The organism is Streptomyces sp. NPDC102258, from assembly GCF_055584685.1.
Map to the genome: position 1 here is coordinate 213896 of NZ_JBVJLO010000002.1, position 13403 is coordinate 227298.

The 13403-nt window shown below is 75.3% G+C and carries 13 protein-coding genes; 6 read left to right on the forward strand and 7 right to left on the reverse strand.

The features are described 5' to 3' along the window. Positions 1–47: 47 nt before the first annotated feature. A complete protein-coding gene (locus tag ACZ6ZT_RS04140) occupies positions 48–281 on the reverse strand; it encodes a hypothetical protein (RefSeq protein WP_469715334.1) in 234 nt (77 codons plus the stop codon). Positions 282–453: 172 nt separating this feature from the next. Further along, positions 454–897, reverse strand: coding sequence for a DUF5133 domain-containing protein (locus ACZ6ZT_RS04145; protein WP_469715336.1), 444 nt, complete (start codon positions 895–897; stop codon positions 454–456). A gap of 443 nt (positions 898–1340) precedes the next feature. Here ACZ6ZT_RS04145 and ACZ6ZT_RS04150 point away from each other — a divergent pair, with 443 nt between their 5' ends. From ACZ6ZT_RS04150 to ACZ6ZT_RS04165, 4 genes are all read left to right on the forward strand, one after another. Beyond that, complete coding sequence (locus ACZ6ZT_RS04150) at positions 1341–2066, forward strand: VOC family protein (protein WP_469715820.1); 726 nt, start codon at positions 1341–1343, stop codon at positions 2064–2066. Between the two features lie 388 nt (positions 2067–2454). Then, a complete protein-coding gene (locus ACZ6ZT_RS04155) occupies positions 2455–3972 on the forward strand; it encodes an FUSC family protein (RefSeq protein ID WP_469715822.1) in 1518 nt (505 codons plus the stop codon). 222 nt (positions 3973–4194) lie between these two features. Then, positions 4195–5334, forward strand: coding sequence for a nitric oxide synthase oxygenase (locus ACZ6ZT_RS04160; protein ID WP_469715338.1), 1140 nt, complete (start codon positions 4195–4197; stop codon positions 5332–5334). A 54-nt stretch (positions 5335–5388) separates the two neighbouring features. Next, on the forward strand, positions 5389–6456 hold the full coding sequence (locus ACZ6ZT_RS04165; RefSeq protein WP_469715340.1) for a lactonase family protein: 1068 nt from the start codon (positions 5389–5391) through the stop codon (positions 6454–6456). A 117-nt stretch (positions 6457–6573) separates the two neighbouring features. Here the strand turns inward: ACZ6ZT_RS04165 and ACZ6ZT_RS04170 are convergent, their stop codons facing one another. The 3 genes from ACZ6ZT_RS04170 to ACZ6ZT_RS04180 form a co-directional block, all read right to left on the reverse strand. Beyond that, positions 6574–7494 carry a sirohydrochlorin chelatase gene (locus tag ACZ6ZT_RS04170; protein WP_469715341.1) on the reverse strand — a complete coding sequence of 307 codons (921 nt, stop codon included), beginning with the start codon at positions 7492–7494 and terminating at the stop codon, positions 6574–6576. Positions 7495–7604: 110 nt separating this feature from the next. Further along, a complete protein-coding gene (locus tag ACZ6ZT_RS04175; protein ID WP_469715343.1) occupies positions 7605–8291 on the reverse strand; it encodes a uracil-DNA glycosylase in 687 nt (228 codons plus the stop codon). 46 nt (positions 8292–8337) lie between these two features. Then, positions 8338–9426, reverse strand: a complete 1089-nt coding sequence (locus ACZ6ZT_RS04180; RefSeq protein ID WP_469715345.1) for a WD40/YVTN/BNR-like repeat-containing protein — start codon at positions 9424–9426, stop codon at positions 8338–8340. A 209-nt stretch (positions 9427–9635) separates the two neighbouring features. Between ACZ6ZT_RS04180 and ACZ6ZT_RS04185 the strand changes: the two genes are divergently transcribed. Further along, complete coding sequence (locus tag ACZ6ZT_RS04185; RefSeq protein WP_469715346.1) at positions 9636–10739, forward strand: NADH:flavin oxidoreductase/NADH oxidase; 1104 nt, start codon at positions 9636–9638, stop codon at positions 10737–10739. A gap of 120 nt (positions 10740–10859) precedes the next feature. Continuing rightward, positions 10860–11225: an ArsR/SmtB family transcription factor gene (locus ACZ6ZT_RS04190; RefSeq protein WP_469715348.1), complete on the forward strand. Its 366-nt coding sequence runs from the start codon at positions 10860–10862 to the stop codon at positions 11223–11225. Between the two features lie 28 nt (positions 11226–11253). Here the strand turns inward: ACZ6ZT_RS04190 and ACZ6ZT_RS04195 are convergent, their stop codons facing one another. Both ACZ6ZT_RS04195 and ACZ6ZT_RS04200 read right to left on the reverse strand, forming a co-directional pair. Then, positions 11254–12609 (reverse strand): FAD-dependent oxidoreductase, encoded by a 1356-nt coding sequence (locus tag ACZ6ZT_RS04195; RefSeq protein ID WP_469715349.1) that lies wholly within the window; start codon positions 12607–12609, stop codon positions 11254–11256. Positions 12610–12661: 52 nt separating this feature from the next. Further along, positions 12662–13327, reverse strand: coding sequence for a DUF305 domain-containing protein (locus ACZ6ZT_RS04200; RefSeq protein ID WP_469715350.1), 666 nt, complete (start codon positions 13325–13327; stop codon positions 12662–12664). Between the last annotated feature and the right edge of the window lie 76 nt (positions 13328–13403).

The following is a 13403-nucleotide window of genomic DNA, read 5'->3' on the forward strand; positions in this document are numbered from 1 at the left end:
TCCGGGACCACCACGACGGGACGCCGTGCGGCGCGTCGCCCGGCCGGCTACGCGGCCTCGGGCCTCAGCTCCTTCTCGGTGTGGCCCTGGACCACCGCGCGGAAGGCCACCATGCAGTGGGTGCAGTAGCGTTCCGAGGCCGCCTCGCCGGTCTCGTCGGCGGTGCCGGACGTGCTGAGCGGGGGCGGCGCGTGGCGGCCGCACAGGGTGCCGGAAGCGGGCGCCTTGGCGAGGACGTGCCACAGGAGTTCACCCCGGCCGTCCGGGGATTCAGCGCGCATTTCGTACATGAGGACGCCTTTCCGCGCTTGCGTGGGTGGGCGGGAAACCGCCCGCTGCTCCATGAGAGCGCCCTATCGGCCAGACGGCCACCGGACCTCGGCCGACCGGGCGAAACCGGCCCGCCGGAGGTTTGAGGACGCGATCCGGCGGTCGGCCCGCGCCGGCCGGGTGTCAGACGGCGAGGTCGGGCCAGGCGGCGTCCTCGGGCGGCCCGGCGGCGGGGGCGAGGCGGAGTTCCGCGGCGTGCAGGGCCTCGTGGGCCGTGGGGCGGCCCATCAGGACGCACAGCGTGTACGTGGCGTCGTCCATCGCCCGGCGGGCCTGCGCGTCCCCCGGCGCCGCCCGCAGCAGCGCCCGGCACCCCCGGAAGTGCCGGAGGGCCTCTTCGGTCCGGGCCCGGCTCGGCACCAGCGGCCGCGCCGGGGCGGCACGGGCTGCCGACGCCCCCGCCGTCCGGGCCGCCACGACGGCCCGCCGCAGGGCCCGCTCCGGGCCCGCCCCCGGCGCGCCGCCCGCCAGTGCCGCGGCCAGTTGTTCGACGGTGAGGTGCGCCGCCGCGGCCGCGGACGCCAGGATCCGGTGAGCCTCCCGTGCCGAACAAGGGGTCACCACCATCACCACCCCCACTGCCCACTCGGCCGCGCACGGGGCGGAGGCTTCGCGTCCGCCGATCTGAGGAATGTGAGGAGACGCCACCGGATGATCCCTTCAACCCAAGGCCGAGCGCGCATATGTCCGCACGTATGAAAGGTATGCCCGCCTCGAAACCGTTCGGACCCCCGTGCGGCCGCCCTGCCGGACCCCCCTCCGGCGCACGCCCCCGCCCCGCCGCGCCCCCCTCGCGCCCCCACCGCGAGGCGGCCCCGCTCGAAGCCGTCGCCGGCCCGCCCTGGGCCCCCCGCTGCGTCCGATCGGGCGGGACCTGACGAGCCTCACCGGCCGTGCGGTCCGCCGGGGCTACGGTGGGCCGGTTCCGTCCGCCGCGCGGCAGAGGAGACGTGGAAGCCGTGTCGACATCCAGCCACGCACGCGCGGGCGCCCCCTGCTGGGTCAGCCTGATGACCCGGAACCTGCACGCGGCGCAGCGGTTCTACTCGGCGGTGCTGGGATGGGAGTTCCGCGACACCGGGGACGGCCTGTCGGTGGCCTTCCTGGACGGGGCGCCCGCCGCGGGCATCGGAGCCCCCGCGCCGTCCCCCGGACTGCCCGTGGCCTGGACCCCGTACTTCGCCGTCGACGACGCGGACCTGACCGCCTCCCGCGTGCGCGAACGCGGCGCCACCGTGGCCATCGGCCCCCTCCCCTTCGGCACCGGCCGCGCCGCCCTCGCGGCCGACCCGGACGGCGCGGTCTTCGGCTTCTGGGAGGGCGGGGTCATCCCCGACTGGAGCGTGGGCCGCGGCGGCGCTCCCGCGTGGCTGGAACTGCGGACCCGGGACGCCTTCGCGGCGGCCATCTTCTACGGCCAGGTCCTCGGCTGGGCCGACGGGAGCCCCGGCTGCTGCAGCGTCTCCTACGAGCACGACCGGGTCGTGCTGCGCCACGGCCGCGACACCGTGGCCCGGATCAGCGGCGGCGCCGTGGAGGAGGACCCGGACCCGAACGTCCGCCCCCGCTGGCACACCCACTTCCAGGTGCCCGACCTCGACGCGGCCGCCGACCGGGCGACGGCGCTCGGCGGCACCCTCGCCTCCCCGGTCGTCACCACGCCGACCAGCCGCTCCCTCACCCTCCGCGACCCCGACGGCGCTCTGTTCACCTCCGTCGCCCCGAACACTCCCTGAGGCCACGCACCCGTCGGGGTGCGGCCCCCGTCGCAGCCCCTATGGCCAGAGCCGCACCCCGTGTGCTGTACGTACCCGCCCCCAGGTCGCCCACGCGCGGCCGGCGGCCCCGTCGCGCCGCGCTGGTCCGCCGGTGGAGTCGCGGCCGTACTCCGGGGCGCGGAGCTGGGCCAATGGCCCAGTGCCACGGGCTCCGCTTGAGCCAGTGGGCCTCCGGATGGTTATCTGTGTCCTATCCATGTACTTACGGCGCCACGCAGCGCCGGACGGCAACGAGGCCGCTCCGGACCGTGGCGCCTTCGCCGTGCCCCCACACCGCCCACCACCCCCGGGCGGCGGGCGGCCGGCGTGCGCCATCGCAAGGGGGGCGGCAACCGCCGTGAAGAGAATGTTCGTGGCTCCGGACCCGGGCCGGACGAGACTGCGGAACTCGCTGCGCGCGGTCGTCGGCGTGGGACTCGCCGTCACCGTGGCCGAACTGGCGGGGCTCTCCCTGACCGCCTCCATCACCGGCGGCCTCGCCGCCCTGCTGGCGCTGTTCACCGTCCTCGACGCGGACGTGCGCGCCCAGCGGATCACCACCGCCCTGCTGCCCGTCGCCGGTTTCCCCGTGCTGGCCCTGGCCACCACCCTGCACGGGCTGCCGCAGGCCCGTGACGCGGCCTTCCTCGCCGTGGTCTTCGCCGGGGTCCACGCCCGCCGCTGGGGGCCGCGCGGCCACGCCCTCGGCGTCTTCGGCTTCATGATGTTCTTCGTCACCCAGTTCCTGCACGCCGTGCCCGCCCAGCTCCCCGAACTGTTCGCCGCCGTCTCGCTGGCGCTCCTGTCGGCGGGTGCCGCCCGCTTCCTGCTGTGGCCCATCGAGCGCCGCACCCCGCCCGCCGCCGCCCCGCCCGCGCTGCCGGGCACCGGTCTCGCCCGGCCCACCACCCGGCAGGCCTTCCAGGCCACCGCCGCCTGCGGTTTCGCCCTCGCCGTCGGGCAGGCCCTGTCCGAGGACCGCTGGTACTGGGCCGTCGGCACCGCCTGGTGGATCTTCGTCAACACCGCCTCGCGCGGCGAGACCCTGGTCCGCGGCTTCCGCCGGGTGCTGGGCACCGTCCTCGGCATCGCCGCCGGACTGCTGATCGCCGTACCGCTGCACGGCGCGCCCGCGCCGACCGCCGCCCTCGTCGCCGTCTGCGTCTTCGGCATCTTCTACACGGCCGCCCCCTCGTACTCCTGGATGATGTTCTTCGTCACCGTCATGGCGGGGCTGCTCTACGGGCTCCTCGGCGTGCTCCACCCCGGACTGCTGCTCCTGCGCTTCCAGGAGACGGCCGTCGGCGCGCTGGGCGCCGCCCTCGCCGTGCTCCTCGTCCTGCCCGTCACCACGCACGCCGCCAACGAGGCCTGGATCCAGCGCGCGCTGCACTGCGTACGGGCCTCCACCGCGGCCTCCCTCGACCGGCTCGCCGGCGATCCGGCCGCCGACCCCGCTCCGCACGCCGCCGAACTGGAGCTGCTGCTCGGCCGGGTGCGGATGGCGCTGGCCCCGCTGGTCCACCCGCTGAGCCCGCTGCGCGCCCGCAAGGCCCGCGCCCGCCAGGTGCTCGGCCTGCTCGACGACTGCGCCCGCCAGGTGCGCGGGCTCGTGGCCGTCGCCGCCGACCCGCAGGCCTCCCACGACGCCCGCCTCGCCGCCGCCTGCTGGCGGGTCGAGGCGGCCGTCGAGGCGCTCACCGCCCCGCAGGGCGCCCCGGAGCCGGCCGCCGCGCGGGACCCGTCCCACCCCGCCGTGGGCGAGGCGGCCCTGGCTCACCTGCACGCCCTGGCCCACCTGCACGGCCTGGAGCAGGCTCTCACCGCCCTCGCCGCGCCCCTGCGCACCGACCCCCGCGCCCCGCTCGTCACGGTCGCGGCCTGACCCCGGCCGAAAAACGCCCCACCGGAGCCGGATCGCCGCACAGGATAAGGCAGGCCGGCCTCCCGTCGCAGGCGAACGCCAGAAGATCACTCGGAGGAGTGTTCGATGCGCGGTGCGCCCGCGACGCCGCCGGATGCCCCTGTACAAACGGGTGATTGTTCCTGGGCACGTTTCATCCGGCACTACGGGCTGGATCCGGTCGGACGGGGGATTACGGGGCGCATGGACACACTCCAGCAGCACGTCAGCACCGCTCAGGTGGCGCAGGAGGCCGAGGAGTTCATCCGGCTCTTCCACCGGGAGAACCCGGAAGCGGGTGACGCGCGTGCCCGGATCGCCGCCGTCCGGGCCGAGCTCGACGCGACCGGCACCTACCGCCACACCCCGCAGGAGCTGGTCCACGGGGCCCGCGTCGCCTGGCGCAACAGCAACCGGTGCATAGGCCGCCTCTACTGGAACTCGCTGCGCGTCCGCGACCGCCGCATGGTCACCGACGCCGAGGACATCGCGCGGGAGTGCTTCGCCCACCTGCGGGAGGCCACCAACGGCGGCCGGATCCGGCCCACGATCACCGTCTTCGCCCCGGACACCCCGGGCCGCCCCGGCCCGCTGATCTGGAACGAGCAGCTGGTGCGCTACGCCGGCTACGGCGACCACCACTCCATCACCGTCGGCGACGCCCGCAACGCGCCCCTCACCGAGGCCCTGCTGAACGCCGGCTGGTCCGGCGGGCCGGGCACCCCCTTCGACCTCCTCCCGCTGGTGGTCCAGGGCGTCGACGACAAGCCCCGCTGGTTCGAGACCCCCGCCGACGCGGTGCTGGAGGTGCCGATCCGCCACCCGGAGGGGCGGGACGACTGGAGCGACTGGGACCTGCGCTGGCACGCCGTGCCCGCCATCTCCAACATGTGCCTGGAGATCGGCGGCCTGCACTACCCCGCCGCCCCCTTCAACGGCTGGTACATGGGCACCGAGATCGGCGCCCGCAACCTCGCCGACACCGACCGCTACCACCTCCTCCCCGCCGTCGCCCGCCGCCTCGGCCTGGACACCTCCACCGACCGCTCGCTGTGGAAGGACCGGGCGCTCGTCGAGCTGAACCGGGCCGTGCTGCACTCCTTCGACGCCGCCGGGGTGACCATCGCCGACCACCACACCGAGTCCCGCCGGTTCCTCTCCCACCTGGAGCGGGAGGAGGGCAAGGGGCGCGAGGTGGGCGCCGACTGGTCCTGGATCGTGCCGCCGATGTCCGGATCGGCCACCCCCGTCTTCCACCGGACCTACGAGGACCGGCCGAGCGCGACCGCCTACGTCCACCACCCCGGGGCGCAGGAACGCGCCAAAGGCCGGGACCTGGTCTAGACCTTCTGTTACCGTCGGCTCCGTACGGATCCGGGACGGCGGAGAAGGGGCACCGTGGGCGACGCGGACAGCAAGGACCAAGGCGGCGCGCACCGTGCCTACATCGGCTCGTTCACCTCGGGGGGCGGCCGCGGTGTCACCACCGCGGCCGTGGATCCGGACACCGGGGCGCTGACCCCGCTCGCCTGCGACTCCTCCCTGCCGGACCCCTCCTACCTCGCGCTCGACCGCTTCGCCGGCGTCCTCTACGCGGTGAGCGAGACCGAGCGCGGCGCGGCGGGCGCCTTCCGCGTCACGGCCGGGGGAGTGGCCCCGCTCGGGCCGTCCGTGCCGGTCGACGGCTCGGGCCCCACCCACCTCTGCCTGGCCGGGGGCCGGCTGCTCACCGCCAACTACACCTCCGGCAGCGTCAGCAGCCTGCCGATCGGCCCGGACGGCGCCCCGCACGGGCCCGCCGCCGTCCTCGTCCACCACGGCGCCGGCCCCGACCCCGCGCGCCAGGAGGCCCCGCACGCCCACCAGGTTCTGCCCGACCCCACCGGCCGCTGGGTGCTCGGCGTGGACCTGGGCACCGACACGGTACGGGTTTGCGCGCTCGACCCGGCCACCGGCGCGCCCCGGGTACACGCGGAGGCGGCCCTGCGCCCCGGGTCCGGGCCGCGCCACCTCGCCTTCCACCCCTCGGGCGAGGTGGTCTACGTACTGCACGAGCTGGAGCCGCAGCTGACCGTATGCCGCTGGAACGCGGGCTCGGGGCACCTGGAACCGGTCTGCGAGGTTCCGGTGGCCACAGCGGGCGCTCCAGGGGCCGCGCGGCCCTACCCCTCCGCGCTCGTGGCCTCGTCCGACGGGCGCTTCCTGTGGGCCGCCGTGCGCGGCGCCGACACCCTGGCCACCTTCTCGCTGACCGCCGGAGCCCAGCGGCCGCGGCTCACGGACACGACCGGCTGTGGTGGCGTCTGGCCGCGCGACCTCGCGGCCGATCCGGCCGGACGCCGCCTCTACGCGGCCAACGAGCGCTCCGGCGACGTGACCTGGTTCGAGGTGGACCCGCGGACCGGCCACCCGCACCGGGCCGGGTCGGTCCCCGTACCGGCGGCCTCCTGCGTGGTCTTCGGGTGAGCGCCGAGCACTGAGCACTGAGTGCTCAGCCGCCTCCGCGCGGGGCGCCCGCGGACACGGCGAGGGCCCGCCCCGGAATCCGGGAGCGGGCCCTCTTCGCGATGACCGGCCGGGCCCTCAGTGGGCGGCGGCGCCCAGCGTGATGCCCAGGGCGGCGCTGTACTGGGCGACGGCGAGCTTGCCGAGCGCCGGGTAGGCCCCGAGCACCTCGGCGGTGGCGCAGTCGGCCTCCTTGCAAGCGGTGTCCAGCAGGCCCTCGGCGGCCTCGGGACCGATCAGGTAGGGCGCCAGCGCCAGCTGGGCGGAGCCCGAGCCGCGCAGCTCGGCGGCGACGGCGGCCACCGAACCCTCCTGGTCCAGGGCGGCGGCCATCACGGGGACCGCGAGGCGGGCGGCCAGCAGCATGCCGGTGATCCCGGCGGCCTGGACGGCCTCCTCGCCGCCGGTGGTGGCCAGGATGATGCCGTCGGCGGCGGTGGCCACGGTGAACAGCCGGGCCCGGTCCGCGCGGGCCAGACCCGCCTCGGAGAGCCGCACGTGCAGACCCTCGGCCAGCAGCGGGTGCGGACCGAGTACGTCGGCCAGCTCGGCGGCGGCGGAGGAGTCCATCAGCGCCTGGCGGACCCGGCGCAGCAGGTCCCCGTCGGGACCGGGCAGCAGGGGCACGACCACGGCGTCCGGGCCGGTCGGCGCGGGCACGTCGTGCCCGGCGGCGCGGGCGAACTCCGCGCGCGCGGTCCGCTCGTCCGCGACGGCGGTCAGCACGCCGGAGAGCGAGGGGAACTCGGCTCCGGCGGCGTCGTCACCGTCGAGGTAGCCGATGCGGGCGTCCAGACCGGGCAGCTCGGAGCGGCCGATGCTGATGATCTCTTCCGCGAGCCCCCGCGAGGCGGCCGAGGGGGCACCGGGCACGGCGAGCACCAGCGCGGGCGCGCCCTCGGGCGCCACCGCGGGCTCGGGCCGGCGGTGCCGTCCGGTCTGGCGGGGTCGCGGCATTCGTACGGGCAGGCCATTTGCGGGCCCAGTGGGGGAGCTCATGGCGCCGCATGCTACTGGCTTATCGGAACCTGGTGTTCGGGCAGGGCCTGTTCGGGCGGCATCTGTCCGTATTTATCCATTGAATGTCGTAGTTCAATGTCATATAGCGTTCAACCGACTGCCGGAAGCCGCCAGTCGACGGGCTCCGCGCCCTGACGGACCAGCAGGTCATTGGCCTTGCTGAACGGCCGGGACCCGAAGAAGCCGTTGGCGGCGGACATCGGCGACGGGTGGACCGACTCCACGGCCGGCAGGTCGCCCAGCAGGGGCCGCAGGTTGCGCGCGTCCCGTCCCCACAGCACCGAGACCAGCGGCTTGCCGCGCGCGGCCAGGGCGCGGATCGCCTGCTCGGTGACCGCCTCCCAGCCCTTGCCGCGGTGGCCGCCGGTCTTGCGCGGGGCGGTGGTCAGCGAGCGGTTCAGCAGCAGTACGCCCTGCCGGGTCCACGGGGTGAGGTCGCCGTTGCGCGGCCGGCCCGTCCCGAGGTCCGCGTGCAGTTCGCGGAAGATGTTGTCCAGGCTCGGCGGCCAGGGGTCCACCTCCGGCGCCACCGAGAAGGACAGGCCCATCGCGTGCCCCGGAGTGGGGTACGGGTCCTGTCCGACGATCAGTACCTTCACCTCGTCGAAGGGCTGCTGGAACGCGCGCAGGACGTTCGCCCCGGCGGGGACGTACGTCCTCCCGGCCGCGATCTCGGCGCGCAGGAAGTCGCCCATGGCGGCGATCTGCGCCGCCACCGGCTCCAGAGCCCGGGCCCAGCCCGGCTCGACGATCTCGTTCAACGGTCGTGCTGCCATGGGTGATCACTCTACTGGCCCACACCGACAGCCGGTCCCGCTCCGCTCAGCGCAGGACGGCCGCCCGCACGCACAGGACGTCCGGCAGGTGGGCGGCCAGCAGCCGCCAGCTGTCGCCGTCGTCGTGGCTGGCGTACAACTCGCCGTTGCGGTTGCCGAAGAAGATGCCCGCCGGGTCCGCGTCGTCGGTGCACAGGGCGTCCCGCAGCACCGTGCCGTAGTGGTCCCCGGACGGCAGGCCCGCCGTGAGCGGCTCCCAGTGGGCTCCCGCGTCCTCGGTGCGGAAGACCCGGCAGCGGCGCTGCGCCGGGACCCGGTCGGAGTCGGCGTTGAGCGGGAACACGTAGGCGGTGTCGGGGCGGTGGGGGTGGGCGGCCACGGCGAAGCCGAAGTCCGAGGGCAGTCCGGCCCCGATGTCGCTCCACCGGACGCCCGCGTCGTCGCTGCGGTAGACCCCCCAGTGGTTCTGGAGGTAGAGCCGGCCGGAATCAGCCGCGTCCTGCGCGATCTTGTGGACGCACTGGCCGAACTCCGGGTGCGGATCGGGCAGGAACACCGCCGAGACCCCGTGGTTGGACGGAGTCCAGCTGCCCCCGCCGTCCAGGGTGCGGAACACCCCGGCGGTGGAGACGGCGACCGTCACCGCCGCCGGGTCGGCCGGGTCGGTGATCACCGTGTGCAGCCCCTCGCCCCCGCCGCCCGGCACCCACGCGGAGCGGGTCGGGTGCTCCCACAGCGGGCGGACCAGCTCGAAGGACGTCCCGCGGTCGGTGGAGCGGAACAGGGCGGCCGGCTCCGTCCCGGCGTAGACGACGTCCGGAGCCTCGGGTCCCGCCGGATGCAGCTGCCAGACCCGTTCCAGGGAGGCGCCGGTGTCCCGGGGAAAGCGGACGGCGGGCGCGGCCGGCTCGTGCCAGGTGGCCCCGAGGTCGTCCGAGGAGAAGACGGACGGCCCCCAGTGCGCGCTGTCCCCGCCGGCCAGCAGCCGGGGCGCCGGGCCCCGTCCGTCGATCGCCACGGCCGACACCGCCTGCGCGTTGAAGCGGGGCCCGTCGAGCTCCCAGGGGCCGTCGCCCCGGCGGCGGCCGATGAAGAGCCCCTTGCGGGTCCCCGCGAGCAGCAGCACGTCGTTCATGACGGCACCTCCGGACGTCTTCGGCTCCTCGGCGGCTTTCGGCCAGTCTGCACCCGCGCAGTCTGCACCCGCGCGGCGGCGACGGCCGGGCGGCGCGCGGCAGTGCCACCCCTTGTACGGGAGGTCTCGTACTACGAGAGATTTCGTAGTACGGTGGCTCTCGTACTTAGCGCCGATCCCCGGTGCGTCCGGTGACATCTGGAGAACCCATGAGTGCCGCAGCCCCGACCTCCCTCGCCGCCCTGTTCCAGCCGTACACGCTGCGCTCGGTGACCGTCCCGAACCGGGTGTGGATGGCGCCCATGTGCCAGTACAGCGCGGCGCCCGACGGCCCGGCGGCCGGGGTGGCCACCGACTGGCACTTCACCCACTACGCGGCCCGCGCCACCGGCGGTACCGGCCTGATCCTCCAGGAGGCCACGGCGGTCTCCCCCGAGGGCCGCATCAGCCCCTACGACCTCGGCATCTGGAACGACGAGCAGGTCACAGCCCTGCGCCGGATCACCGACTTCGTGAAGTCCCAGGGCGCCGTCCCCGGCATCCAGATCGGTCACGGTGGCCGGAAGGCCTCCACCGAGCGGCCCTGGAAGGGCGGCCGTCCCGTCGGCTCCGAGGCGCACGGCTGGACGCCGGTCGCGCCGAGCGCCGTGCCGTTCGCGGAGGGCGACCCGGTGCCGCACGCCCTCACCGTCGAGGAGATCGCCGAGATCACCGGCCGGTTCGCCGCCGCCGCCCGGCGGGCGCTGGCCGCCGGGTACCAGGTGCTGGAGATCCACGGCGCCCACGGCTACCTGATCGGCCAGTTCCTCTCCCCGCACAGCAACCGGCGCACCGACTCCTACGGCGGCTCGTTCGAGAACCGCACCCGCTTCGCCCTCGAAGTGGTCGACGCCGTCCGGGCGGTGTGGCCCGAGGACCTCCCGCTGTTCTTCCGGATCTCCGCCACCGACTGGCTGGACGAGGAGGGCTGGACGGCCGAGGAGACGGTCCGCCTGGCCGCCCTGCTGCGCGAGCACGGGGTGGACCTGCTCGACACCTCCACGGGCGGCCTCGCCCCGCACGCGAAGATCCCCGTCGGACCCGGCTACCAGGTGCCGTTCGCGGCCCGCGTCAAGGCGGAGACCGGCCTGCCCGTCGCCGCCGTCGGCCTGATCACCGAGCCGGAACAGGCCGAGAAGATCCTGGCCAACGGCGAGGCGGACGCCGTCCTGCTGGGCCGGGAACTGCTGCGCGACCCCTACTGGGCCCGCCGCGCGGCCGCCGAACTCGGCGGGGAGCTGCGCATGCCCGCCCCCTACCACCGCTCCTGGTGAACCGGGTGCGGCGCGGGAGCTCCCCACGCCCGCGCCGCGCCCACCAGTCCTACGAAGGTTCTCGTACGATGGAGGCCCGCCGCCCGGCGGGCGCAGCCGATCCGACGAGTGGAGCCGGACATGACGGACACCGGCACGGCCCGCGCCCTCGCCCACCCCGGGCCGGGGGAGATCCGCCTCGAAGCCGTGCTGCACGCGCTCTCCGACCCGGTCCGGCTGGCCATCGTGCGCGACCTCGCGGTCACCGACGCGGAACTGGCCTGTTCGTACTTCGACCTGCCGGTGACCAAGTCCACGACCACGCACCACTTCCGCGTGCTGCGCGAGAGCGGCGTCGTACGCCAGACCTACCGGGGCACGGCCAAGATGAACGGCCTGCGCCGCGCCGAGCTCCAAGCGCTCTTCCCCGGCCTGCTGGACACCGTCCTGACGGCCGCCGCGTCCGAAGAAGCCCGCCTCGCCGACCCGGCGGTAACGGCCTTCTAGCGCAGGCCCGGGCGCGGTCCGGCCAGGGTCAGGGGAGGCCCGCCGCCGTGCGCAGGCCCGGCCAGTCGGGGATCTTCACCGTGCGGCGGCCCAGGGCGCGGCCGAGTTCCGCCTCGGCCGCCTCGATGGCCAGCCAGCCCGGCCACTCCACCGGGTGCAGCCCGGCCGCGCGCAGGGCCTCCAGCGGGTCGCCCGGCAGCTCCCGGGCGGCCAGCGCGCCCGCGTCCTGGAGCAGGGAGGACACCGTCTCCTTGGCGCACGGCCGGTTGGTGCCGATCACCCCGGTCGGGCCGCGCTTGATCCACCCGGCCACATACGCGCCGACCGAGGCCCGGCCCGCGCGCACCACCCGGCCCGCCGCGTGCGGGACCGTCCCGGTCGACGCGTCGAAGGGCAGCCCGGCCAGGGGCACCCCCAGGTAGCCGACCGACCGCAGGACCAGCTCCGCGTCGAGGTCCTCGTACACCCCCGTGCCCCGGACCGCGCCCGTGCCGTCCGGGGCGGTCCGCTCGCAGCGCACCCCGCGCACCCGGCCGTCCGGGCCGCCGAGCAGCTCGACGGGGCGCAGGTAGAAGCGCAGGGAGATGCTCCGCCCCGCCCCGGACGCCGGCGCGGGTTCCGCCCAGCCGCGCAGCACCTCCAGGTTCCGCCGGGCCACCGCGGGCAGCGCCGCCGCCGCGGCCGGATCCGCGCAGGCCGGGTCGAGGGCCAGCTCGGCGGCGTCGGTCCGGGTCTCGACCCCGGCCAGGGTGCCCAGTTCACGGAGTTCCTTGGTGGTGAACCTGGCCTGCGACGGCCCGCGCCGGGCCACCATCGTCACCGTCCGCAGTCCGCTCCCGGCCAGGGCCCCGAGCGCCGCCTGGGGCATGTCGGTGGGCTCCAGGTCGGGCGCGCCCCGGGCCAGGATCCGCGTCACGTCCACGGCGACGTTCCCGGCGCCCACCACCACCGCCGAACGCACCCCGGCGAGGTCGAAGGGGCCGGCGTCGGGGTGCCCGCTGTACCAGGACACGAACGCCGTCGCGGAATGCACCCCCGCCAGGTCCTCGCCGGGGATGCCCAGCCTCCGGTCGCGGGCCGCGCCGACGCAGTACACCACCGCGTGGTAGAGCTCCGACAGCCGGGCCACGGGCAGGAGTTCGCCGCCGACCTCGACGTTGCCGAGGAAGCGGATCCGCTCGTCCTCCAGTACCGACCGCAGGTTTCCGGTCAGTGATTTGATCTTCTCGTGGTCGGGGGCCACCCCGTACCGCACGAGCCCGTACGGCGCCGGCAGCCGGTCCAGCACGTCGACCCGTACGCCCGGCACCTCACGCTGCTCGACCAGGGCCTGGGCGGCGTAGACCCCGCTGGGGCCCGAACCGACGACGGCGACACGAAGCACGGCGGAGCTCCTCCCGCAGGTGCTCCCAGCATGACACCGGCGGACGGGCGCGTCAGCCCATGGCGCGCATCCGGTGGATCTCGGCGGTCTGGGTGGCAACCACCTCGGTGGCCATCTCCTCCACGGCGACGTTGTTGCCCCCGGCCAGCGCCTCGCCGGCCATCTTCACGGCGCCCTCGTGGTGGGCGGTCATCAGCTTCAGGAAGAGCCGGTCGAAATCGGCCCCGCGGGCCGCGGTCAGCTCCGCGAGCTGCTGCTCCGTCGCCATGCCGGGCATCGCCGCGTGATCGTGTTCCGCCGGACCGGAGCCGGAGCCGGGCGCCGGGTGGAGGGCGGCCCACTTGTCCATGGCCGCGATCTCGGGCCCCTGAGCGGCCGCGATGCGTTCGGCGAGGCTCTTGACCGCCGCCGAGGAGGCCCGGCCGGGGGCGAGGGCGCTCAGGGTGAGTGCCTGGCGGTGGTGTTCGGTCATGTGCCGTACGTAGGCGTGGTCGGCGACGTTGGGGGTGTCGTCGGGACGTTCCTTCGCGGCCTGTTCGGGGGAGAGGGTGCGCGCCTTCTCGCCCGGTTTGCCGGGGGCGACCACCACCGTCGCGTCCCCCGTGGCCCGCGCGCCGGCGCCGCCGCCGTCGTCCCGGCAGCCGGTGAGCGTGAGGAGGAGGCCGGCGGCCAGCGCCGCCCCCAGGAATCGGCCGAGTAATGCGTTTGCCATGTCCATGAAAAGCACGATACTGCCGGGGTCCAGGTTCCGTTCCCCGGTGGAACGAAACGTGCGGACCCCCACGGGAGGCACA

Coding starts and splice junctions, on each gene's coding strand:
- ACZ6ZT_RS04170 (WP_469715341.1), bottom strand. CDS start 7,494: ATGAGCTCCCCCACTGGGCCCGCAAATGGCCTGCCCGTACGAATGCCG.
- ACZ6ZT_RS04145 (WP_469715336.1), bottom strand. CDS start 897: ATGGTGGTGACCCCTTGTTCGGCACGGGAGGCTCACCGGATCCTGGCG.
- ACZ6ZT_RS04200 (WP_469715350.1), bottom strand. CDS start 13,327: ATGGACATGGCAAACGCATTACTCGGCCGATTCCTGGGGGCGGCGCTG.
- ACZ6ZT_RS04180 (WP_469715345.1), bottom strand. CDS start 9,426: ATGAACGACGTGCTGCTGCTCGCGGGGACCCGCAAGGGGCTCTTCATC.
- ACZ6ZT_RS04140 (WP_469715334.1), bottom strand. CDS start 281: ATGCGCGCTGAATCCCCGGACGGCCGGGGTGAACTCCTGTGGCACGTC.
- ACZ6ZT_RS04190 (WP_469715348.1), top strand. CDS start 10,860: ATGACGGACACCGGCACGGCCCGCGCCCTCGCCCACCCCGGGCCGGGG.
- ACZ6ZT_RS04160 (WP_469715338.1), top strand. CDS start 4,195: ATGGACACACTCCAGCAGCACGTCAGCACCGCTCAGGTGGCGCAGGAG.
- ACZ6ZT_RS04175 (WP_469715343.1), bottom strand. CDS start 8,291: ATGGCAGCACGACCGTTGAACGAGATCGTCGAGCCGGGCTGGGCCCGG.
- ACZ6ZT_RS04185 (WP_469715346.1), top strand. CDS start 9,636: ATGAGTGCCGCAGCCCCGACCTCCCTCGCCGCCCTGTTCCAGCCGTAC.
- ACZ6ZT_RS04150 (WP_469715820.1), top strand. CDS start 1,341: ATGACCCGGAACCTGCACGCGGCGCAGCGGTTCTACTCGGCGGTGCTG.
- ACZ6ZT_RS04155 (WP_469715822.1), top strand. CDS start 2,455: ATGTTCGTGGCTCCGGACCCGGGCCGGACGAGACTGCGGAACTCGCTG.